Genomic DNA, 22,514 nt, shown 5'->3' on the forward strand with positions numbered 1-22,514 from the left:
TTTATTATTGGAGATGTCCCTTATAACTTTTGACTTATGACTTTTGATTTTTGACTTTTATTTTTTTTCGGTTATATTAAACAGGACTTACGCAAATTATTAGACAATACGCTATCTGTAGAGGGCGAATGCCATTCGCCCCTACTAGATATGGGGGTTATGCGTAAGTCCTGATTAAATTCAAGTTTACGTCTAATTTTAGTTCAAAATAACTCTTGATAATGATTCCAACAAACCTGTTGATTTTAGCTGTAGGTGGTTTATGTGCGGGTATTCTAGCTGGATTTTTAGGAATTGGCGGTGGTACGATAATGGTGCCGCTGTTATTAGCTTTAGGATATCAACCTATACAAGCAGTTGCAACTAGCGCTTTAGCTATTACAATTACAGCGAGTTCCGGCACTCTACAAAATTGGCGTATGGGTTACATTAAACCTAAAAGAGTTCTGTTGTTGGCGTTGCCGGCATTATTCACCGCCCAAGTTGGGGTTTATTTGGCGCAAAAATTCTCCTCCACTCTGTTATTGTTAGGTTTTGGTTCACTAATGTTGGTTAATATTTATCTGGTAGAGTTACGCAAGCGTGTTATTGCTAAACACAAGGATGCTGAAAACAATGGTGAAAAACGGCAAGGGGCAAATCCTACTATTGCTAGAATTATTACCGGGGGAACAGCAGGGTTATTAGCTGGTTTATTTGGGGTTGGTGGTGGGGTGATTATGATACCTCTACAAATTCTTTTACTCGGCGAACCTATCAAAGCTGCTATTAGAACAAGTCTAGGTGTAATTGTTGTTACTTCTATTTCTGCAGCTTTCGGTCATTATTTGAATGGTAATGTTTTGTTTGTAGAAGGTTTGTGTCTAGGTTTTGCGGGTTTGATTAGCGCTCAAATTAGCACTCGTTTTCTGCCGAAGTTACCTAGTTCAGTTGTGAGTTTTGCTTTTCGGACTTTGTTGGTAATTTTGGCTATTTACACATTCTGGAAAGCTTGGCAGGTGTAGAATTTAGAATTTAGAATTTAGAATTGTTTGAATTTAGAATTTAGGAGTCAACATTTCAAACTGTAGGAAAAGTAGGCTATTTTTTGATTATTGGGCCAACAAAATTAGGCTATTTGCGACGATCGCTAGGTGTATAAGAGAGAGGGTGAAAAAAAATGGCTGAGGTTGAGTATGGGGAAGGGTTTGAGTTTTGTGGGAGGTTGGAGGAGGTCGTCGCAACTTTTGTATTGTTTGACTGGCAAGGATTTGGAGGATTTTGCTTGGATAGGGTATTGCAATTTTTTCAATTTTCATGCTACTTTGATTATGGTCATCGCAAATGTACCTTGAAAATTAAAGATGGCATGGGTTCCACAACCCTGCTGTTGAAACTAACCAAAATCCCTATTAGGGATTGAAACGATTTTCTCTAATTATTTCTCGATCATACTCAACAACTGCAGTTGAAACTAACTAAAATCCCTATTAGGGATTGAAACACTTATATGTATAATTCTGGATGTCATCCTCCTCGTTGAAACTAACCAAAATCCCTATTAGGGATTGAAACGATTAATCCTTCTTTGGTTAGGTAGTTCCAAGAGTTGAAACTAACCAAAATCCCTATTAGGGATTGAAACTTCTGGTATCCAATAAGACTTTTCTAAATTCCTAATTGTTGTCAGTTTAAACTATAGTATTTCTCAATAAGCGTGAGTTACAGTTCTTTCGATCCCCCCTAACCCCCCTTGAGAAGGGGGGAACTGGAAGTCCCCCTTTTTAAGGGGGATTTAGGGGGATCGTTCGATGTACCTCACCAACCTGAAAACTGCTATAACTAAAATCCCTATTAGGGATTCTAAATTCAATTCTGCATTCTAAATTCTAAATTCTACATTCCAAATTTATCCTTTAACAGCACCGGCAGTAATACCTTGAACAATTCGCCGTTGAGCTATTAATACCAAAATCACCAAGGGAAATGTACCCGTCACTGTTGCCGCTGCGATCGCTCCATAAGGAATTTCAAACAGAGAAGTCCCCCCTAGTTGAGCAACTGCAACAGGAATAGTATACATTTCTGAACGAGTAATAAAAGTGAGGGCAAAAATAAACTCATTCCAAGCAAAAATAAAAGTTAAAATTCCTGTAGTTACTAATGCTGGAATTGTGAGAGGTAAAACAATATTCCACAACATAGAAATTGTGTTGTAACCATCTATTTTGGCAGAGTCTTCTATATCTTTTGGTAACTGTTGGAAAAAGCTTCTTAAAACCAGAATTGTCAGAGGTAAGTTAATGCCCGTGTAAGGAATAATTAGGGATATATAATTATTGCCTAAACCAATAGCTCTAATAATTTCTAATAGTCCCAAAAATAACAACACATAGGGAAACAGACTAACGATTAAAACACAGGCAATAATAATATTTTCTCCAGGTATTTTTAACCGCGCCAAAACATAAGCAGCAGGCGCTCCTATTCCTAAACAAATAATTGTCGAAATAATAGAAACAAAAGCACTATTAAAAATATAGCGAAGAAAACCCCAACCGAGACTGAAATAGTGGTCAAAAGTTAATTGGTTTAGGGTAGGAAAATAGATATTAGGAACTGCTGATATTGCCTCATTAGTTTTGAAAGAAGTTAGTAACTGCCACAAGACAGGAGCGAGGCAAAATATTACAGTTAAAACCACACTTATCCACAGAATTATTCTGCCTATTTTGATTGGCGATTTATTTTTTGATATAGACATTTTTGATTCCTAATTTTACAGCGGTTTTCATTTCAGTAGACCACAGTAGGGACGTTCCATGGAACGTCCCTACAAGGTTTTGGTTGTGGCGATGTGGTTCATCAATGTGAAAAGCGCTGTAACTTTTGACTTTGAGCTTTTAATACCATATCCGGTTCAATTTTGAGTAACTCGGAAGACCTCTCCCCCAACCCCTCTCAAGAGCAGGAGAGGGGAGATGTTCCCCCCTTCCCTTGTAGGGAAGGGGGTTGGGGGGTTAGGTTTTTTCAACTAACTTTTGAATTTTGAATTTTGAATTCCGCATAAGGGAAGGGGGTTGGGGGGTTAGGTTTTTTCAACTAACTTTTGAATTTTGACTTTTGAATTTTGAATTCCGCGCAGCGGTGCTAGCGATCGCTACTACAAAAATTAATAATAGAAATGTTACTACTACTAAAGAAGCTCCATAACCAAAGTCTAAGTAACGTCTAATAGTAGCATAAATATAGATAGAAATTGTTTCTGTAGCTCCAGCAGGTCCTCCTCCAGTCATTACTTGTACTAAGTCAAAAATGCCGAATGCTTGAGCAAATCTGAATAACAAAGCAATGATTATTTGTGGCATTAATAGTGGGATAGTAATTTGTTGAAAACTCTGTATTGGGTTAGCGCCATCAATAGCGTGAGCTTCATATAAATCAGAAGAAATTGATTGTAAACCTGCTAATAAAATAATAGCAATAAATGGCGTTGTTTTCCAAACATCAGCAATAATCATTGCCAACATTGCTCGGAATGGATCGCCTAACCAAGTAATATTAGTTTGAATGAATCCTAAACGGAGAAGTATATCGTTAACAATGCCAAATTGATCATTAAAAATCCACGCCCAACCTAACCCAATAGCTGCAGTTGGTAATGACCAAGGAATGAGATTAATAGTACGAACAAAACCTCTACCTCGGAATGATTTATCTAATATTAAAGCGATGCTCATTCCTAATATTAATTCTAAGAAAATTGAGAAAGTTGTAAATATTGTTGTGTTCCATAAAGTTTGCCAAAAACGACCATCAGTTAAGATTCTGTTGTAGTTAGTTAATCCGGAAAAAATAGGCTTTAATTCTGTGCCTAGATTTTGTGTGAATAGACTTAACCAAAAAGCGCGACTAATTGGATAGGCAAATACAAATAGTAATATTATAATAGCTGGGGTAATTAATAGCCATCCTGTTAATTTTTCTCTTTTTTCAAGAGAGTTGGGAATAGAAGTAGTTTGGGAATTTTTCATAGATTGTTTTCAGGAAATAATATCAATATCGTAGGGGTTTTGTGACCAAACCCCTACCAAATTTGGAGCTTTTACCCATATTGAAATTCAAATTTATATAGCAATTTCTACAGTTATGAAGTACATTTATGATCCCCCTAAATCCCCCTTAAAAAGGGGGACTTTGAAGGCTTCAACCTTTTTAAGGAGGGCGGGCAGGAGATCTAAAACTGTAGCTCATAGATTAAAGTAAAAAACTGCTATAGTAACCTTTTAATAGACAAAAATTTACAGCAGATTCCAGGTATATGAGGTACAAAGATTAACCTTTAAATATTTGTAGTGCGGGCATCTTGCCCGCGATTAATAATAGCAACACCCTTAATTTGTAACATTTTATCGTAGGGGTTTGGTCTCCAAACCCATTAATTTTTCTCTGGTTTCAAGGGAGTTAGTAATAGAAGTAGTTTGGGGATTTTTCAGAGATTTTTTTAAGGAAAAAATCTCAATATCGTAGGGGTTTGGTCACCAAACCCCTACAAATTTGGAGCTTTTGCCCAAGCTGAAATTAAAATTTATAGTAACCTTTCAATCAACAAAAATTTACAGTAGATTGCAGATATGTGAGGTACAAATATTAACCTTTAAATCTTTTTACTGAAAATTAATTCTGTCTCCTGACTCCTGTCTCCTGACTCCTTCTTTCTCCTAACAAAACACGAGTTTCTCTAGCTGCAGCTTTCATTGCTGACTCTGGCGTACGGGAACCTGTTAGGGCAGCACTCAAATAACGTTGTAAAATATCTGAAGCTTGAGCATATTGAGGAATTGGCGGACGTAATACAGAATTATTAACTACTGGAAATAAATTTGGTAAATAAGGAAATTTTTCTACCAGGATAGAGTCATTAAAAAGCGATTTTCTCGCCGGAACAAATCCTGTTTCTAAAATAAATTTTCTTTGTACTTCCGGTTGGTTGAAATATTGAATAACTTCCCATGCTTCCTCTGGATGTTTGGTAGTTTTAGCTATTCCTAAACCCCATCCTCCTAAACAAGCTCCACTATTTTTTCCAGGAGCATGAACCATTGGTTTAATATCAAAATTTCCAGCTATTTTTGATGCTGATGCTAATGGATAAACATAGGGCCAATTACGCAGAAAAACAGTATTGCCACTTTCAAATAAACGACGAGTTTCTTCTTCTGCATAAGTAGTAACTCCAGGAGGAGAAATTCCCTGACTAATACTTTTCCGTAAAAAATCTACTGCCGCGATCGCTTCTGGTTTATCTAAACCTACTTCATTGGTTTCTAAATTCACCCAAAAACCACCATAACCTTCCAGAATTTCGATAAACATTGCTGATAAACCTTCGTATTGTTTACCTTGCCAAACATAACCCCATTCAACCAATCTTTGTCTTTGCAATTCTTGGGATATTTTGATTATTTCTGCAAAAGTATTAGGAGGTTCAAATCCACCCTTTTTTAATAAGTCGGTGCGGTAATAAAGCATACCTCCATCAGAACGGAATGGCATTCGATAGAGTTTATTTTGATAAATTCCGCCTGCTACATCTCCTTGTAAATATATTTTTTGTAATTGTTGGATATCGACTTTTTCTGAAAGGTCTTTTAACCAATTAGCAGCAGCAAATTTTGACACCCAAACTATATCCATATAAACTAAATCATAAGGAGAATCTCCTAGTAAAAAAGAAGATGTATATAAATCTTCTATTAGATTAGTATCGTTGGGACCTTTGACAATTTCGAGATTAATATTTGGGTGAGTTTTGTTAAATTCGGCTTGAATTGGTTCCCAGAAACTAGCTTCTAGAGCTTGTATTAATACTCGGATAGTTACAGGTTTTTCCTGAGTTTTTGCAGGTAGGATTAATATACATAGAATAGTTAGGAAAACTACTAAAATTAAGATGGTTATTTGGAATTGTTTTTTCAGTCTAATTATTAGGAATTTTAACCAGGCATAAATTTTTGATTTGAGTTTTTCTAGAGTATGGTTGAAAAATTTAATATATTTCATTATTTTGCTAGGCGCAAGAATTAACAATGACCAAAAAATTAGGTCTCAAGCCTCTGGCTTTCCTAGCTCATGCTACGCAAACAGGCAGAGGTACTGATAACTGATAACTGATAACTGATAACTGAAATGACCTCTATAGCACTCATAAATAGGTCGAGACAGATATAATAGTAATAATAACATCTCCAGTCAAAATACAAAAAATGCCAGGGGGGATGTGGAGGAGTTTTTGTTGTGGTTTCCTTCGCTTAAAAGTGAGTTTATTAAATTATTTTAAAGTCTGCCTGAAGTTATCTGAACAATCATGTTAACCTAAAGAAAAACTCATTTTTTCTAAAATTATGATATATGAACTTTACAATTATTAGTGAAATTACTAATATTGAAATTATTGCAGTTAGTAATTCCATTCGCGATTTAGCAAGATTAAATAAAACCTACGGGAAAGGGTGTTGGCGTAAATTAAAAGGAGTGGCTACGATTCGTCTTGATAATGGTAGGATTAGAGTTGCTGAATTACACTGGTATGAAGCGCATGGAATTGGTAAAAAAGAGATTAAACGTAAATTTTATTTGGATTAAAAACTATGAATAATCTGAAATCTGAAGCTCAATTTGCTGTTTGTATTAAAAATAAAGATTATCCTGCATCTTTAGAATTACATAAAATTTATGTAGTTTTAACTGATGAAGAGGCAATAAAAGATGGGGATTTAAGAATAGTTGATGAAAGTGGAGAAGATTATCTTTATCCTGCCGATTATTTTGTAATAATTGAATTACCAAAAGTTGTTCAAAATTCTGTTTTAGCTATTGTTTAATTAAGTTATTACTAGAAGGCGAAAGAGGCAATTATGAAATCATAATACGATTTCTCTCAAGCAGAACAAGGCAAGTTTTACCATCCCGATGCTAAGTTTCATTACTCCATTTATCTCGAACCAGATGTTGAACAATTTATCACTAAAATTGCTGAACAGAGAAAAATTGACGTACAAATTTTAGTCAATGAATGGTTGAGAAATTATATTAAAAATATGACTGCTGAGTAAAATTATTCTTCCAAAGAATCCTAAAGTTTAGATATCGGTTCATCAAAATCAGCGTTTCTACAATTTAATGAAATAACTCCTACTAAGAAATAGAACAAATATCTGAGTAGTTTCCGTAAAAGAGAAATATTGGCTTGTTCGATATAGTAGGATATGCAAAAAAGGCACAACTGAAATCAAAAATATAGCAGAAGAGGAAAAGAAAAAATGATTTATCAAAATCCAGAACGTGGCCAAAAATATTTGTTTTTAATAGAACAATTATTGAGGTCTCCTCAAGGTCAGCATGAAAGTATTTTAGGTGATAATTCAGAACTGCTAGATGCTGGATTAATTGAGATGATAAGACAAAGGGCGGAAGCTGAACAAAATATGGGTAATATTCAGAATTATGAGTTATTAAATTCAATTGCAGATAGACTGAATGAAAATTTACCATCATCTTTTTCTAGCAATTTAGATCGAGAGAAAAAGCAAAATATAGAATCATCTAGTAGTGATAATTTTAATCAACCGGAGACACAACAAAAAATTCCTCAATTACCAGAAGTTCAACAGAGAGTATTGTTTGACATATTTAAAAATATTGAAAAATATGGAGTAAATACAGAGATTATTTATCCAATTTTGCAAAAACATTTACCTCAATTTAATCTAGAGTTTGCTGAAAATTTGCGACGTTGGGCAACTGCAAATTTGTATAAAAACTCGACTCAGGATGCTCATACTTTTGCTTCTTTTTTAGTCAATTTAAGTTTTTTAATTCTCTATTATCCCTTGGGGGATAAAGCAGCTAATATTGCTATGGTTAGAGCTGGTTATGAAAGTGCTTTAACCTTTTTTACTAGAGAAAAATTCCCTGAAGCTTATGCCGAATTAATGATTAATTTGGGGATAGCTATTGAAGAAGATCCTCTAGCAGACTCGGTGGAGAAATGGGAAGAAGCGATCGCTTGTTATCAAACAGCATCTCAAATATTTACTCGTGAAGTTAATCCTGAAAAATGGACATCTATTCAAGACAATTTAGGCAATGCTTATCGCAACCGTCAGCAAGGTGAAATAGAAATTAATTTACAACAATCAATTACTTTTTATCAGGATGCTTTGCAGATTTTTAATCCTGAAAGACATCCGAAAGTTTGGGGATGTGTTCAACATAATTTAGGAAATTCTTATGCACAATTATTTACTCTGAATCTCAAGGAATCTCAAGAAGATAATGAGCAGTTTTTAGAAGCAGCTATTAATTGTTATGAACAAGCATTACAAACTCTGACAAAAAACACTTACTCTGACCTATGGGCATTGACAGAATTGAGTTTAGGTCAAGCTTATTGTGGTCGGTTACGAGGAAATCCTTATGATAATTATGAAAAAGCCCAACAATGCTTTGAAAATGCTTTATTGGTTTATACGCCTCAAACTTATCCTTTTTATTATCAACAGGTAAAAGATGGTAAACAGCAACTTCAAAAGTTCATTACATTTATGTCTGAAAGGGATTCAAATATAGAAATAAAAGAGGATTTTTCTTTTATTATTGAACTGTTAAAGCTCACCTTAGCGAGTCAAGGAGACCCACAAAAAGTCTTCCCGTTTCTGGAAAAAAATTTAGGTGAACTTAATCAAGAGTTTCCCAAAAAATTACTCGTATTTATTGCTTCACTTCGGAGTCAAGACAAAAATACTTTGCTTAATTTTATGGAAGCTATTTTACAATTTAGCGATCTTATAATGGTTTTTCCCAAGGGGGAAATGAGGATTAATATAAATGTAGCTATTATAGGTTTTCAATTAGTTTTAGAATATATTTCAAAAGATAAAAATTTACAGCAAGATTCAGAGTCATCATCTCTAATTGGAAGCATAAAACTAAGTTTAGGAGCAGCTTTTTATGAAAGATATGAGAATAGATGGGGTGATTATTTGCTTGATTTAGAGGAAACTATTAAATATTTTGAAGAAGGCTTTGCTGTTTTGAACTATGAAAAGGATCCAAATATAAACTGGTTGGCTTATTGTCAAAATCTATTAGGAAATGTCTACGTTACAAGAAATCAAATTCAAGGGGATTATGATGATATTGAAAAAGCTATTAAGGCTTATAAATCAGCTTTAAAAGCTGATCCAGAAAATACATTACGTTGGGCAATGGTACAAATGAATCTTGGTATTGCTTATGGCAATCGTCAAGGTAATCCTTTACACAACTTAAACCAAGCCATTGAATGTTATGAAAAATCTTTGATAGTTCGCAAACAAGAGACTTATCCTATAGAATGGGCAGATGTTCAGAAAAATTTAGGATCGGCATATCGCAAAAGAGGAATGCTCGGACATTCAGAAAGTGCAGAAGATATGGAAAAAGCAATCGAATGTGATAAGAATGCTTTAAAAGTTTATGACGATCCTAGCAAATACCCTAAACAGTGGGGTGCATTGCAACAAAATTTAGGAAATGCTTATAGCGATCGCCGTAAAGGAAATTCTGCTGAAAATTTGGAATTGGCAATTGACCATATGAATCAATCTCTGAAAGTAAGAACCAAAGAAGCCGATCCTTATGAATGGGCAATAACACAAAAAAATTTAGGAGCAATTTACCTTGACCGGAAACTAGGGGGACGAGGGGATAGAATTACTAATTTTAAGTTAGTAATTGAATGCTATGAAAAAGCTTTGCAAGTTCTTAACCTGGAAAAATATCCTGTTGATTGGGCAAAAACTCAACATAACTTAGTTGCGTGTTACAAAAATCTTGCCGATTTTGTTGAACCTAGAAAAAACTTGAAAAAAGCTATTGAATATGGAACAAACGTTATCAATCAAGACTGGGTTCGTCCTCAACAATTAGCCAAGACTCAATTTGAGTTGGGAACTTGTTATAAAAATTTGGCATTGAAAGGGGAAGAGCGAGAAAAAAATCTAACTCTAGCTATTAAATCTTATCAAGACGCTCTTCGTGTAATTTCCCGTGAAAGTCAGCCTCATTTTTGGGCTAATATAAAAAATAGTTTAGGCAATGCTTATCAACATAACGGTCAATATCAAGACGCTATCAACTCTTACCAAAATGCTCTTTTGGTGTATACTCGCAAGACTTTTCCAACTGACTATATCAAAACTGTAATTAATATAGGAAATGCTCATGCAAAATATGAAAAACTAACAGATGCTTTTAACAGCTATCAAGAAGCAATTAATGTCTTCGAGGATTTACTGTATCAGTTAGCAACTGATGATGATGCTAAACGCAAATTAGGAGAAGAATGGGTTAAAATATATCAACTGATGGTTTCAACTTGTTTGAAGTTAGGCAAGGAAAAACCAAAATATTACGCTACAGCTTGGCAATATGTGGAACGAAGTAAAACTCGTCGTTTAGTAGAAATTTTTGCACAGACTAAACCTGCTGATGTTTCTGATACTGATTGGCAAGAATTTCAGGATTTAAGAAACCAAATAACTAACGAACAAAAATGGATAGAGGATAAAGAGAAGTCAATTATTTTATTAGGAGAATCTGTCGAAAAACCAGAGTTAGATACTCGCAAAATTATTTTAAATAATCTGAAGCAGCAGTTAAATAAAAAGCTGGAAATCACCCCTAAATTAGCTAGCAGACAAAAGGTTCAATATACTCCTTTTTCTAAATTAGGGGAAAAATTATCAGATGACTATACGGCCATTATTCAGTGGTATATTTTAGAAGCTGATGAAAAATTCTGTGCTTTTATTTATAATCATCAAAGTTTTCAACCTTATGTGTGGGAATCAAGCTTTAAAGATTTAAATAATTTACAGCAGTGGTATGAAGAATATTTTTTGACTTATAACCAATTCATTGAGATAATAAAATTTGAGGCAGTATCTGATAGCTTTGAAGAATTAAAGCAAAGAATGATTACTAAGTTAGCTTCCATGGCAGAAGATAGTGAAAATATTTTACCTATAGATAACCACAAATACTTCTTATTAAATTATGTAGCTAATCTCAAAAAACCCGATCAATGGATTGATGAATTACCAGAACGTCTTAATCGTTTAGCTGAAATCTTGCATATTGATGACTTACTAAATTATCTTCCTCCAAACTGTCAACAAGTTATCCTGATTCCCCACCGTTTTTTACACTTATTCCCCATTCATGCACTACCTATTAAACCAGAAACTTGGCAAAAATTTAATCCTAATTATGTCAATACCAATCAAACTAATTATTTATTTGAATGTTTTTCAAAAGGAGTCCGCTATGCTCCAAGCTGTCAAACTTTATTAATGTTAGAAAAGCAAAAATGTCCTAATTTTGAACGATTATTAGCAATAGGAAATCCCACCCAAGACAGCGATTTAGCTGAATTATGTGTCAATACTGTAGATAAGTTTTGGAAGCAACAAAAACCCCAATCTCAACCTGAAGTTTTATGTGGCTCCAAAGCAACGAAAGACGCATTAATTAATCAATTACAAGACTACCTCCAAAACTGTCATACACTTCTCTATTCTGGTCATGGTAGTTTTGAGTCAGAGTCTCCCATTGATTCAGGATTAATTTTGCACGATCATCCTCTTGAATTAAGAGAAATATTTGGTTTAAACCTACAGAATTGTCGTTTAGTTACCTTAATTGCTTGTGAAGCAGCAATGACAGATGCGGGAAGTATTACTGATGAATATATTGGTTTACCCAGTGCATTTTTATGGGCGGGAGTATCAGGAATTGTCAGCGCTCTTTGGGCAGTAGAGCAAAAAGCAAGTGTTTTTCTTGGAATTAAATTATATCAAAATTTACTAGCTCAAACCGAGAGGGAAAAAGATGTAATTAAAGCCTTGAATGAAGCACAATTATGGCTAAGAACAGTCAACAAAAATCAGTTGCTTAAATGGATAAAAGATTCTGGGGTTAATGTAGATATAAAAGACTGGTTAAAGAAACAAAATAAGCAACCTTTTAGTAATCCTTATTATTGGGCTGCATTTTGTGTTATTGGAAAATAATACCAGTTTGATAAATATTTCCTACAAAATCGCGGGCAAGATGCCCGCACTTGCATTTATTTAATTGTTAGTCTCTGTACTTAATATACTTGGAATCTGCTGTATGTACACAATTCTAAATTACAAAATTTTCAATCATATCGCTATCCCCTAAAGAGAATTTAATGCTAAAGAATTGATCTATCCCTCCTATAAATTCTAAACTTAAATATCTTTCTTCTTCATTAGTTTCTACCTTTGAAAATATTTCCTCAGTTTCATCTAATAAAGATACTTGTAAACCAACAGGTAAATATTCATCTGTAGCTGAGGAAACCTGGATTAAAACATCAATTAAATCATCTTCATTTACTCGCAATGCTAAGAATAAATCAAACCAATCATCAGTAGGAAACTCTATAGTTTTTGTCTTTCCTACAGCACCTAATAGATTTTCTGGTTCAAGTTTACCTAATGTTAAAGCTAGCTGCCAAAGTGTTTCGCTATCTGTAATTGTGGGAATGCAATTAGCTAGAGTATCAATAATTTCTCCAGGAATATTGGTTAAGTCACCTAATTCATAGGCAATAAATTTAATACAGTCTAAATTACTATTATTGATATTGAGTAATCTTATTAATATCTGATTACTGGGAATTTCAGATGAATCTAAACCTATTTTTGATAACCATTTTGCAGGGATTTTAGAAACAATATTATCTAATAGGTTATTTTTTTCTACTGCCGGATTACCTTTTAAGACAGCAACAGTCGTATCGTTATTTAATTCTTTGACTAACCGACTAGCTTGCATTCCTATATCATAAACCCAGTCATTAATTTGAATATTATCAAACCATTGAGTTAACTTAAAACCAATATCAGCAGCATCTTCTGATGCTAATTCATCTATTTGTTGAACTTCTAAAATTGGAAATCCTAATATTTCTGTCAGCTCACCCGATTTTATTTTTGATTCAAGTCTTTTAAATCCTTCCAAAGAACCTTCAAATTCTATAATTACACATCCCTCTTTAGTACCCACAATTTTATTTCTAGAATCTCTAGATATTTCCATAATTGCTTGACGTATCTTTTCTTGATGTTGTCTAATAGTATCCAAATCGCCCTTAAATTTGACCATATACTTAATAATAGTAATTTCTCCTTGAACTTCAACTCCTACAACTGCTTGTTCCACTTGAATATTGCTATGCTCCTGAATTTTAGAGGGAGTCTTGGAGAAATTTTCTCGTTTTTGCTTCCATTTATCTTCAAAAATACTCTGGAATATTTCCTCTTTATTTTGTGAAGCTAATCGCAAGTAAAATCTCAAATTTTTAGCAGCAGCACCTTTTTTAGGACTGTGGCGAACTAAAATTTTTAAGTCTTCTAAATATGCTATAGCTGTCTGAATATAGCTCTTATATTTTTGTAGCTCTTCACCAACACAATTACGAGCATAAATTATTCTAACAAGGTCTTCTTTTGTAGTATTCTTAACAACTAAATGATAAGGTTCAGGATTGCCTTCTTGCCATTCAGCTTCAATTTTTTCATGCTTTTGATAATCTAATAACACTTGCACAAATTTTTCAACTTTCTCTTTATCATTATCTGTAAATCGTCTAGATATTAACCTTGGCATAGTTTTATTTCTTAATATTAATAACGATTCTGGGATTTGGGATATTCCAGATTTTTAGATGAATATTCTCTACCCCGCTTGTGACAAGCTTTAGAATTTTTCTGGGAACCCAAAAGATGCCCTAATAACCCATATTTTATCATTGACTTATAAACTAACAAGAGGTCAAATTCATGCCTGACAATAGAAATATCCAGAAACTAGGAGCTAATAAACTTTTTACAAGAGTTTTCAACAAGTTATCGGAGATATCTGGTGATAATAATAGTACAATTCTAATCTCTTCGATAATATTGCTATTAAGCTCCTTAAGTCCACCATGGCAATTTCATATTACCTTTAACGTTGTTAACAAAAGCGTGCAATCTCCCTTAATTGTCGAGACTGATACTGATGAATTTGAGTTTGAAGATATTGAATTCGATCTCTCAATCCTGGAAACAAAAAAACAACCTGATTGACTAGAGTATTAATTCCTCTGGGCGATCGCTTAGTATAGGGTAGGACTTACGCAAAAAATGAAATTATGGTTGATTGTCGTTAATCCCACCACACAAAGTGGTTATGCGTAAGTCCTATTTATAACATTCTTTTTTCAAATTAGTACAATCTGAAAAGCAGCGATCGTAAAACTTGTTATAATAAAAATTAGAATTTATTGTGATTTCTGAAACGGGAGCAGGATGCTCCCACTGACCAATTTATTGAGAACTCGATTAAGATGAAATTAAAAGATTTAGAACCCAAACTTTTGGCGCTAACTCCGGCAGAAAAATTTCAAGCTATTCAACTTTTAACTCAAAGTTTAGCTAGTAATTGGTCTGGTATTGAAAAGACTCCCGGTGTTTGTGGTGGTGATGCTTGTGTTGCTGGTACTCGTATATCTGTGTGGGTATTGGTGAATTATCGAAATTTAGGGGTAAGCGATACCGAACTTCTCAAGTGTTATCCTACTCTGCGTATTTCCGATCTAGAAAATGCTTGGGTTTATGCTGAAGCTAATGCTGAGGAAATCAAACGTGCTATTCAGGAAAATGAGGAGGCTTAATGTATGGCACGTTTGTATGCAGATGAACAATACCCACTACCAGTTGTAGAATTTTTGCGGAGGTTTGGTCACGATGTACTGACTACACAGGAAGCAGGAAAGGCAGGGCAAAAAATCCCAGATGAGGAGGTGCTGACTTTTGCTATTGCGGATGACCGTGCTGTTTTGACGGTTAATCGTCGTGATTTTGTTCTATTACATACTTTGCAACCGAACCACTACGGTATAATTGTTTGTTCTGAAGACAAAAACTGGGAGAGACAGGCAAAGCTTATTAGTGATTCAATTTCTGCTCAAGAAACATTAAGAGGTCAATTGATTCGAGTTAAACGTCCACAGCAATAAATTACAGCAATGCATGAGGATGGTGAGGTACAGTTGAAGATTAATCTCTATCTTTGTAGCACAAGCATCTTGCTTGTTACAACCTGGAAGGTTGTGTTACCACTCATTACTAAATGAAATTTTGTACCTCACGCGCCTCGGAAATTGCTGTAAGTTAGCGATCGCTCAATCAGATAATTGACTGGGATTATGCAGTAACCATAACCAAACATGAGTATCAAGTAAAATCATTCTCCTAAAGCATTTCAAAGTTCAGACATTGGTTCATCAAAATCAGCAGCAATTTTGATTGGCATTCCTCGTAATGGATAATTTTTTGTAACTTGGTCAGAAATAGTATCAGGAACAATACGAGCAACAGGCAAACCTTGGCGGGTAATAACAACTTCAGACTGGTTAGCAGCAATTTCGTTAATAATCACTGTTAGATCAATATTGGTTTTGTCTAAGTCCAGATGTTTCATACTTTACACGGCGATAATAATTTTATATTCTGATTTTAACACGATCTCTTGAAAATAGTTGAATAATTATGATAAAAATTACCAAAGACATATCAAAAAATATTAGACAAAAATGGCAGCAAACCACACCTTGGTCAAAATTTATTCTGGGTTTTGCACTGTTGTGTTTGACTGGGCGAGCGCTTCCCTACTTTTTTCCCATTCGCTCTCAAGACATAGCTCAACATCAACAAACTTTCAAATTTAGCGATCGTAATGCTCTCCCTCTGGGAACTATCCTCACCCGCAACCAAGAAAATACTGTAGTCGTACCCCTAGATAAAATTTCACCTCTCTTTATCAATGCCATTATTGCAGCGGAAGATAAAAGATATTATCAACATGGCGCTCTGGATATGAAAGCAATTGGGCGATCGCTCCTGGAAGCTATCCAAGCAAGACAAATAGTCAGTGGTGCTTCTACTATTACGATGCAACTTGCTCGAATGTTGGAACCTACACCGCGCACTTTTGGCAACAAGGTTCGAGAAATATGGTTATCTTGGCGACTGACAGCAGGTATGAGCAAAAATCAAATCTTGGAAGCATACATCAACCGTTTACCAATGGGAGGAAACATTTATGGCGTAGAAGCAGCATCCCGTACTTATTTTGGCATATCCGCTACCGATCTCAACCTCGCCCAAGCAACTATTCTTGCTGCTTTACCAAATGACCCGACCGATCTCAACCCCTATTACCACTGGAATATTCTCAAAAAACGTCAAAAGTATGTTCTTGATCGCATGGTTGAAGACAAATATATTACCAAAACTCAAGCTGAAAAGACTTTTGCTGAAGAAATAACTTTACAACCAGAAAATCAAGGTATTATTGCAGCGCCACATTTCCTTTTTTGGTTATCTGAAAATCTATCTACTAATTTAAACCTTGCCTTTAAAGATGAGGTTTTTACAACAGCTACCCCTACAGTTATTCGCACTACTCTCGACCGACCTTTACAACAATTTGTCACTGCTCAAGTACGGCAGGTAATTAAAAATATGGAGCCTTATAATGTTAATCATGCTGCTGCTATTGTTATTGATAATTACAGTGGAGAAGTATTAGCTTATGTGGGTTCTCCTAATTATTTTGATTATCAAAAAATGGGTAGTAATGATGGGGTACAAGCGTTGCGTCAACCTGGTTCGACGTTGAAGCCTTTTTTATATCAATTAGCATTAGAAAATCGAGTCATTAATCCTAATACAGTTTTGGCAGATGTACCTACATATTATGCAATTCCTGGCGCTCAACTTTATAGTCCTACTAACTATAATAAAGATCAATTTTTAGGACCAGTTATTGTTAGGGTTGCTTTGGCAAATTCTCTAAATATTCCAGCAGTGCGAGTATTAGAAAAAGTGGGAGTAGAGAATTTTTTAAACCGTCTACATCAATTAGGTTTTACACATTTACAAGCTTCACCAGAATATTATGGTTTAGGTTTAAGTTTAGGGAGTGGAGAAGTTAGTTTATGGGAGTTGGCAAAAGCTTATTTAATAATGGCAAGAGAAGGAGAAATTATCCCTATTGTTACAACAAAAAGGCAGAAAGAATCCCCCCTACCCCCCTTTGAAAGGGGGGGAAGGCAGGAGGTATCCCCCGTAGACCGTTTTGAAAGGCAGAAAGAATCCCCCCTAACCCCCTTTGAAAGGGGGGGAAGGCAGGAGGTATCCCCCCTAACCCCCTTTGAAAGGCAGAAAGAATCTCCCCTAACCACCTTTGAAAGGCAGAAAGAATCCCCCCTACCCCCCTTTGAAAGGGGGGAGAGAGAGAAAGATTTGGAAAAATTAAGTTTTTTTCAAGATAGAATGAGAGAAGATTATTCACAGACAAAAACCAAAAATTTACCCCCACTACCTAAAGCAAAATCTGAATGGATGTTAATCACAGATATGTTGAGCGATACTCATGCCAGAGCTACAGAATTTGGAGTTAATTCGGCTTTAAATTTGCCATTTCCAGCAGCAGTAAAAACTGGTACTTCTTCAGATTTTAGAGATACTTGGACTGTTGGTTTTTCCAAAGATTATACTGTAGCAGTTTGGGTAGGTAATTTTAGTGGCAAACCGATGATGCAAATATCAGGAGTTATGGGTGCTGCACCTTTATGGAATCGAATTATGCTGCATTTACATGAAAAGAATGAACCGACTTTTTTCCCCACACCAAAAAATATGGTTCAGCGCCCAGTTTGTACAATTTCTGGATTGCGTCCTAAATCGGATTGTCCGTCGGTAATGACCGAGTATTTTTATCCAGAAAAGTTAGCAGAATACGAGGATTTATCTAATAGCGATCGAGTAGAAAATTTGCCTGCTGAATATAATGAGTGGTTGGCAAGAAAAAGTGAGTCTAGTTTGGTTGATGGTGAGTTAAAAATTTTATTTCCCCAAGAGGATGATTACTTTTTAATTGATAGGAGTGCAGGAGAACAAAAGTTAGAATTTAAGTTGGCAAATTCAGCCAAAAAATCTGTGGAATGGTGGTTGAATGGAGAGAGGTTAACTGTTAATTCTGGTAATTCTTTTTTTTGGTATTTAACTCCTGGTAAATGGAATTTAGAAGTACGTTCAGCAGAGATGGTAGACCAAGTGAATTTTGAAGTAATATTGCCAAATAAATCTTCTTATAATGGGTTTTCTCTACTCGAATAGGAGGTGTCGGAGGTGTCGGAGGTGTCGGAGGTGTGCTTAAAGGGTAGATTTTTTTACTTTCTGGTTGTGACAAGACAAGGAGGAGAAGGGAAAAAAAGCAATGATTAGGACTGACGCAGAAACCGGGTTTATCAAGGAAATTTCGTGAAAAACAATAATCAAGATAATCAACCCGGTTTCTTGTTTGGGTACGTAATATCAAATCCGGTTCAACAGTTGTCATTGCGACGATAAGAAGCAATTTCCGCGCACCCCTGAGATTGCTTCCTTTCACTCCGTTCCAGTCGCAATGACTTGGGTATAGTAATTATCCGGATTTGATATAAGTCCTGTGATATTACTTTTGACTTTTGAATTCCTCAAACCCTAATTAGGGTTTTCTGATTAATTCTAAAAGTATTACCAAATAAAAGCTTTAGCATTTTTGATCTCAAAAAAAGTGCAAGCTTTTAGGTTGCTCAAGTTCAAAAAGTGGTAGTCCTGTAGATGTAGTGATTTATTGTAGAGAAAGGGAACAGCGAACAGGGAACAGGGAACAGGGAACAGGGAACAGGGAACAGGGAACAGGGAACAGGGAACAGGGAACAGGGAACAGGGAACAGGGAACAGGGGATGAGGAGGATGGGGAGGATGGGGAGGATGGGGAGGATGGGGAGGATGGGGAGGATGGGGAGGATGGGGAGGATGGGGAGGATGGGGAGGATGGGGAGGATGAGGAGGATGAGGAGGATGGGGATACGTAAGCTGCATGAATAAAAGTGGACTTTTCTGCCACACCTCCCACACCTCCCACACTTCCCACACTTCCCACACTTCCCACACTTCCCACACTTCCCACACTTCCCACACTTCCCACACTTCCCACACTTCCCCACCCTCTCCTACTTTTTTCTAGGCGTGACAATAAATTGATCCTGCTCCCAGGAGGGGAAATAATTGATAATTTATGGATAAGAATTGATTTTATTTTTCATTTTTGGAGATAGATATAGCTCATATTCGTTATATAGCAGGGAAGAGGGAACAGTTAGAAAAACATCTCCTAGTCTGATATTTATCATCAGTTTACGTCCTAACCAATTCTTTCTTAGTTATAACTTTTGACTTTTGATTTTTAACTTTTGACTTAATTAAGATGGGAGTGAAACTTTTGATATTCTGGAAATGTAATTCATTTGACATTCTCAATCAGACATTTCACTCACCCAAAAATAAATGGGGATAAATTAACGAAGCCATAAGTCAGAAGTAAGGAACCACAAGTCTAGTTACCCCTAACCCAATCCCTCCAAGGAGGTAGGATTGGGCGACCAAATCCTGTTTGATCAAGAATATTCCTTATTTCAATCCCAATAGTTTACTTGGAGGTACTGATAACTGATAACTGAAATAACCAGGGATTATTGTAGTAAAACCACATTAAAGGTGTATCGAAACTTTATGACAAATAATAATATTTTTGATAAAACTGAAAAAGCTAATTGGACTAACGTTCATATAGGCGAATCCCAAACAGATTTTCAACAGGACAATATTGACCCAGATATTTGTCAAGTGTCCCTAGGCAGTTGTGTCCAATCTCTCGGATTGAGTAAAATTCAGAAACATATTTTTATTTGTGCTGACCAAACTAAACCGAAATGTTGCTCAAAAGAGGTTGGTTTAGAAGCATGGAATTATCTTAAAAAACGTCTAAAAGAATTAAAACTTGATGAGCCTAACCCTAGTAAATCGGGCTGTATATTTCGCACTAAAGCTAACTGTTTACGAGTTTGTTGTCAGGGTCCAATTCTAGTTATTTATCCTGAAGGAATATGGTACCATTCTGCAACTCCTCCTGTGATTGAAAGAATTATTCAAGAACATATCATTGGTTCTCAAGTTGTAGAAGAATATCTTTTTCTGACTCATCCTTTGCCAGAATCAACGGTTATTTCATCATCTAATTTTCAGGAAGTAGGGAATAAGGAATAGGGGAAAACAAAATTATTTGTCAGTTATTTTTGATCATAACTTTAGGAGTATCAATACCCATACCCCCGCGCCTGCAAACTTATTTCAATCTTATGCCTAATACCAACTTTAAGATTTAGTTGCTCAACAAGTCTCTTAATACTTATTTTACCAAGAATCTCTTATACTCTTGCCAAAATAGATAGTCACTTAATAACTAAGCAAAATTCATCAAAAAAAAGCATACGAATTATTACCTTCTAGGGCAAATTTTGAGTTAATAAAAACTGTATTTGTATATCGACTTTTTATTTGAAATGCAGAAACCGAGTCCTCTTAAAAAGGGAATAGGGAATAGGGAATGGGCAATGGTAAAAAATGAAAAATAGTATTTAATTTTGAAAAACACAATAGAATTGGTACTCAATACAGCGTTTTTTTATTATAAAAAACTGGCTCTAGATTTACATCTCACTTGAAAACACTATATAATGTTTATGATACTATTAGTAGGGAATATAGTTGAATTATCGTATTTAAACTCTGCCAGGGCAGAGTATTATCAAAAGTAGTGGCAGCTATTTTCCCCAACTACAAAACTATTATCTAGCTATATCTACCTAAATTATCGGACTATCGAGCAAGTATAAAATCTATAATCTATAATAAACAGGGGATCAACTCCCTTTGAGCATATTATGCAGTCCAACCATATATGGGTAACAATATATATTATTAATTTCAGGGAAAGTGTTCATTAATGGATAATGGATAATGGATAATTACCTCTCCCTAAAAGAGAGAGGTAAGACTAAAAGGAAAAAATTTATTTTTTTTGGTCGATTGGATATGGCGTTAACGTTAGCGCAGCTCCTCTGTAAGAGGAAGCGGCTCTGCAAGAGCGGGAAACCTTCCCTCCGGGACGCTACGCGAACGCCATCCCACCCTACGGGAAGCTCCGCTAACGACCGCTTTTTCCCCTTGAAAGGAGAGGCTTTAAAGGTGAATTATTTAATTATTAATTATTAATTATTAATTATTCGGTCAACCTACCCTACTTCCTAAGTATGTTATGTAATGAAAGACGTGGGTTAACCCGTCTGTGAAATGAATTTTTGTAGGAATCAAAAAAGTGAGTTCTTCATTATGAAGGGAATAAATATTACAGACACGAAACAGTTAATGTTGGTTGATGATGACCCTACTTTAATCTTATTGGTTAAAGATTATTTAGAATTTCGTGGATACCAAGTAATAACAGCAGAAAATGGCCGAGAAGCTCTAGAACTTCTAGAAGAACAAGTGCCTGACCTAATTATATGTGATGTGATGATGCCAGAAATGGATGGCTACACCCTGGTGCAGCATATCAGAGAAAATACAGCTACAGAATGGGTTCCAGTCCTATTTTTATCTGCCAAGGGCCAAAGTCAAGATCGAATTAAGGGTCTCAACACTGGAGCTGATGTCTACATTGTCAAGCCATTTGAACCAGAAGAACTTGTGGCTCAAGTAGAATCTTCTCTTAAACAAGCTTCTCGCCTAATTAAACATCAAAATTCCGGTATAAGCGCTGGGCCAACAATTAAGGTGCGCCGAAATGTAGAGTTAACTCCCACAGAGCTGAAGGTAGTCCAATTGGTAGCTAAAGGAATGGCTAATCGTGACATTGCACAAATTATGGAAGTTAGTCAAAGAACGATTGAGAGTCATGTGAGTAATATGCTTGGTAAAACAGGTCTACATAATCGGACAGAGTTAGCTCGTTGGGCAATTGAAAGTAAGAAGGCTTAGATATAATTCTCCAATAATCTATCAGGGGTAAATACAGAAAGGGAAAACTTGTCTAAAGTTCTTTAAATTTACTCATAAATATAGCTATCAAGCTAAAATGAATAAGTTTTTTCAGTTGTTCCTCCATTGAGTCGTTATCAGCTACAATTAAGATATGAAGCTAGTTGAAAGTCATATTATCAACAAATCACATTATTTGTGGTCAGCTTGTTACCATAAGGCTTTTTTGTCTAAAAATTTGTTTAATTTAGCTAACTATTATTATCGTCAATATTTCTTTTCCGAACAAAAGAAATTAAATTTTACTGAACTTGATCACCAGGTGTCTAAATGTTCCGATTATCAAGCTTTACCTACCAAGGTAAGTAAGCAAATTATGTTTAAGATTAGATCAAAGTTGGACTGGTTATTTTTCAGCTTTAAAAGAATGGAAAAAACAACCAAGTAAATTTTCAGGAAAACCCAAAATCCCCAAATATAAACATA

Annotated in this window: 17 protein-coding genes; 11 read left to right on the forward strand and 6 right to left on the reverse strand. The window is 35.2% G+C overall.

All coding sequences use genetic code 11. The features are described from left to right. Window positions 1–221: 221 nt before the first annotated feature. The gene (locus tag F6K40_RS01550) at window positions 222–1,004 is read left to right on the forward strand and encodes a sulfite exporter TauE/SafE family protein (RefSeq protein WP_293130415.1); all 783 of its coding nucleotides are present in this window, start codon (window positions 222–224) and stop codon (window positions 1,002–1,004) included. A 155-nt stretch (window positions 1,005–1,159) separates the two neighbouring features. Further along, complete coding sequence (locus F6K40_RS01555) at window positions 1,160–1,402, forward strand: hypothetical protein (protein WP_293130417.1); 243 nt, start codon at window positions 1,160–1,162, stop codon at window positions 1,400–1,402. Between the two features lie 486 nt (window positions 1,403–1,888). Here the strand turns inward: F6K40_RS01555 and F6K40_RS01560 are convergent, their stop codons facing one another. The 3 genes from F6K40_RS01560 to F6K40_RS01570 form a co-directional block, all read right to left on the reverse strand. Further along, window positions 1,889–2,743: a carbohydrate ABC transporter permease gene (locus tag F6K40_RS01560; RefSeq protein ID WP_293130419.1), complete on the reverse strand. Its 855-nt coding sequence runs from the start codon at window positions 2,741–2,743 to the stop codon at window positions 1,889–1,891. 334 nt (window positions 2,744–3,077) lie between these two features. Next, on the reverse strand, window positions 3,078–4,013 hold the full coding sequence (locus tag F6K40_RS01565) for a carbohydrate ABC transporter permease (RefSeq protein ID WP_293130421.1): 936 nt from the start codon (window positions 4,011–4,013) through the stop codon (window positions 3,078–3,080). 643 nt (window positions 4,014–4,656) lie between these two features. Beyond that, window positions 4,657–6,042 (reverse strand): ABC transporter substrate-binding protein, encoded by a 1,386-nt coding sequence (locus F6K40_RS01570; RefSeq protein WP_293130423.1) that lies wholly within the window; start codon window positions 6,040–6,042, stop codon window positions 4,657–4,659. Window positions 6,043–6,390: 348 nt separating this feature from the next. Here F6K40_RS01570 and F6K40_RS01575 point away from each other — a divergent pair, with 348 nt between their 5' ends. The 3 genes from F6K40_RS01575 to F6K40_RS01585 all read left to right on the forward strand — a co-directional run bounded on the left by F6K40_RS01575 (window position 6,391) and on the right by F6K40_RS01585 (window position 12,095). Next, window positions 6,391–6,624 carry a hypothetical protein gene (locus tag F6K40_RS01575; protein WP_293130425.1) on the forward strand — a complete coding sequence of 78 codons (234 nt, stop codon included), beginning with the start codon at window positions 6,391–6,393 and terminating at the stop codon, window positions 6,622–6,624. 5 nt (window positions 6,625–6,629) lie between these two features. Then, window positions 6,630–6,863, forward strand: a complete 234-nt coding sequence (locus tag F6K40_RS01580; protein WP_293130427.1) for a hypothetical protein — start codon at window positions 6,630–6,632, stop codon at window positions 6,861–6,863. 438 nt (window positions 6,864–7,301) lie between these two features. Further along, window positions 7,302–12,095 (forward strand): CHAT domain-containing protein, encoded by a 4,794-nt coding sequence (locus F6K40_RS01585; RefSeq protein WP_293130429.1) that lies wholly within the window; start codon window positions 7,302–7,304, stop codon window positions 12,093–12,095. A 115-nt stretch (window positions 12,096–12,210) separates the two neighbouring features. Here the strand turns inward: F6K40_RS01585 and F6K40_RS01590 are convergent, their stop codons facing one another. Further along, window positions 12,211–13,722 (reverse strand): DUF1822 family protein, encoded by a 1,512-nt coding sequence (locus F6K40_RS01590; RefSeq protein WP_293130431.1) that lies wholly within the window; start codon window positions 13,720–13,722, stop codon window positions 12,211–12,213. Between the two features lie 173 nt (window positions 13,723–13,895). Between F6K40_RS01590 and F6K40_RS01595 the strand changes: the two genes are divergently transcribed. The 3 genes from F6K40_RS01595 to F6K40_RS01605 all read left to right on the forward strand — a co-directional run bounded on the left by F6K40_RS01595 (window position 13,896) and on the right by F6K40_RS01605 (window position 15,115). Further along, a complete protein-coding gene (locus F6K40_RS01595) occupies window positions 13,896–14,183 on the forward strand; it encodes a hypothetical protein (RefSeq protein WP_293130433.1) in 288 nt (95 codons plus the stop codon). Window positions 14,184–14,443: 260 nt separating this feature from the next. Further along, the gene (locus tag F6K40_RS01600; protein ID WP_293130435.1) at window positions 14,444–14,770 is read left to right on the forward strand and encodes a DUF433 domain-containing protein; all 327 of its coding nucleotides are present in this window, start codon (window positions 14,444–14,446) and stop codon (window positions 14,768–14,770) included. Between the two features lie 3 nt (window positions 14,771–14,773). After that, window positions 14,774–15,115, forward strand: coding sequence for a DUF5615 family PIN-like protein (locus F6K40_RS01605; RefSeq protein WP_293130437.1), 342 nt, complete (start codon window positions 14,774–14,776; stop codon window positions 15,113–15,115). Window positions 15,116–15,360: 245 nt separating this feature from the next. Here the strand turns inward: F6K40_RS01605 and F6K40_RS01610 are convergent, their stop codons facing one another. Next, window positions 15,361–15,579, reverse strand: coding sequence for a type II toxin-antitoxin system Phd/YefM family antitoxin (locus tag F6K40_RS01610; protein WP_293130439.1), 219 nt, complete (start codon window positions 15,577–15,579; stop codon window positions 15,361–15,363). A 68-nt stretch (window positions 15,580–15,647) separates the two neighbouring features. Between F6K40_RS01610 and F6K40_RS01615 the strand changes: the two genes are divergently transcribed. Beyond that, window positions 15,648–18,281: a penicillin-binding protein 1C gene (locus F6K40_RS01615; protein ID WP_293130441.1), complete on the forward strand. Its 2,634-nt coding sequence runs from the start codon at window positions 15,648–15,650 to the stop codon at window positions 18,279–18,281. A gap of 399 nt (window positions 18,282–18,680) precedes the next feature. Here F6K40_RS01615 and F6K40_RS01620 read toward each other — a convergent pair whose 3' ends face one another. After that, complete coding sequence (locus F6K40_RS01620) at window positions 18,681–19,148, reverse strand: hypothetical protein (RefSeq protein WP_293130443.1); 468 nt, start codon at window positions 19,146–19,148, stop codon at window positions 18,681–18,683. Window positions 19,149–19,721: 573 nt separating this feature from the next. Between F6K40_RS01620 and F6K40_RS01625 the strand changes: the two genes are divergently transcribed. Beyond that, window positions 19,722–20,255, forward strand: a complete 534-nt coding sequence (locus tag F6K40_RS01625; protein WP_293130445.1) for a (2Fe-2S) ferredoxin domain-containing protein — start codon at window positions 19,722–19,724, stop codon at window positions 20,253–20,255. 1,125 nt (window positions 20,256–21,380) lie between these two features. Continuing rightward, entirely contained in the window at window positions 21,381–22,028 is a 648-nt protein-coding gene (locus F6K40_RS01630) for a response regulator transcription factor (protein WP_293130447.1), read from the forward strand. Window positions 22,029–22,514 lie beyond the last annotated feature (486 nt).

The organism is Okeania sp. SIO3I5 (assembly GCF_010672085.1).
GTDB lineage: Bacteria > Cyanobacteriota > Cyanobacteriia > Cyanobacteriales > Microcoleaceae > Trichodesmium.

Excerpts from the sequence above, each read along its gene's own strand:
- F6K40_RS01605 (WP_293130437.1), top strand. The coding sequence starts at position 14,774 with ATGGCACGTTTGTATGCAGATGAACAATACCCACTACCAGTTGTAGAA.
- F6K40_RS01610 (WP_293130439.1), bottom strand. The coding sequence starts at position 15,579 with ATGAAACATCTGGACTTAGACAAAACCAATATTGATCTAACAGTGATT.
- F6K40_RS01585 (WP_293130429.1), top strand. The coding sequence starts at position 7,302 with ATGATTTATCAAAATCCAGAACGTGGCCAAAAATATTTGTTTTTAATA.
- F6K40_RS01550 (WP_293130415.1), top strand. The coding sequence starts at position 222 with ATGATTCCAACAAACCTGTTGATTTTAGCTGTAGGTGGTTTATGTGCG.
- F6K40_RS01570 (WP_293130423.1), bottom strand. The coding sequence starts at position 6,042 with ATGAAATATATTAAATTTTTCAACCATACTCTAGAAAAACTCAAATCA.
- F6K40_RS01615 (WP_293130441.1), top strand. The coding sequence starts at position 15,648 with ATGATAAAAATTACCAAAGACATATCAAAAAATATTAGACAAAAATGG.
- F6K40_RS01560 (WP_293130419.1), bottom strand. The coding sequence starts at position 2,743 with ATGTCTATATCAAAAAATAAATCGCCAATCAAAATAGGCAGAATAATT.
- F6K40_RS01625 (WP_293130445.1), top strand. The coding sequence starts at position 19,722 with ATGACAAATAATAATATTTTTGATAAAACTGAAAAAGCTAATTGGACT.
- F6K40_RS01565 (WP_293130421.1), bottom strand. The coding sequence starts at position 4,013 with ATGAAAAATTCCCAAACTACTTCTATTCCCAACTCTCTTGAAAAAAGA.
- F6K40_RS01630 (WP_293130447.1), top strand. The coding sequence starts at position 21,381 with ATGAAGGGAATAAATATTACAGACACGAAACAGTTAATGTTGGTTGAT.
- F6K40_RS01600 (WP_293130435.1), top strand. The coding sequence starts at position 14,444 with ATGAAATTAAAAGATTTAGAACCCAAACTTTTGGCGCTAACTCCGGCA.
- F6K40_RS01555 (WP_293130417.1), top strand. The coding sequence starts at position 1,160 with ATGGCTGAGGTTGAGTATGGGGAAGGGTTTGAGTTTTGTGGGAGGTTG.
- F6K40_RS01595 (WP_293130433.1), top strand. The coding sequence starts at position 13,896 with ATGCCTGACAATAGAAATATCCAGAAACTAGGAGCTAATAAACTTTTT.
- F6K40_RS01575 (WP_293130425.1), top strand. The coding sequence starts at position 6,391 with ATGAACTTTACAATTATTAGTGAAATTACTAATATTGAAATTATTGCA.
- F6K40_RS01590 (WP_293130431.1), bottom strand. The coding sequence starts at position 13,722 with ATGCCAAGGTTAATATCTAGACGATTTACAGATAATGATAAAGAGAAA.
- F6K40_RS01580 (WP_293130427.1), top strand. The coding sequence starts at position 6,630 with ATGAATAATCTGAAATCTGAAGCTCAATTTGCTGTTTGTATTAAAAAT.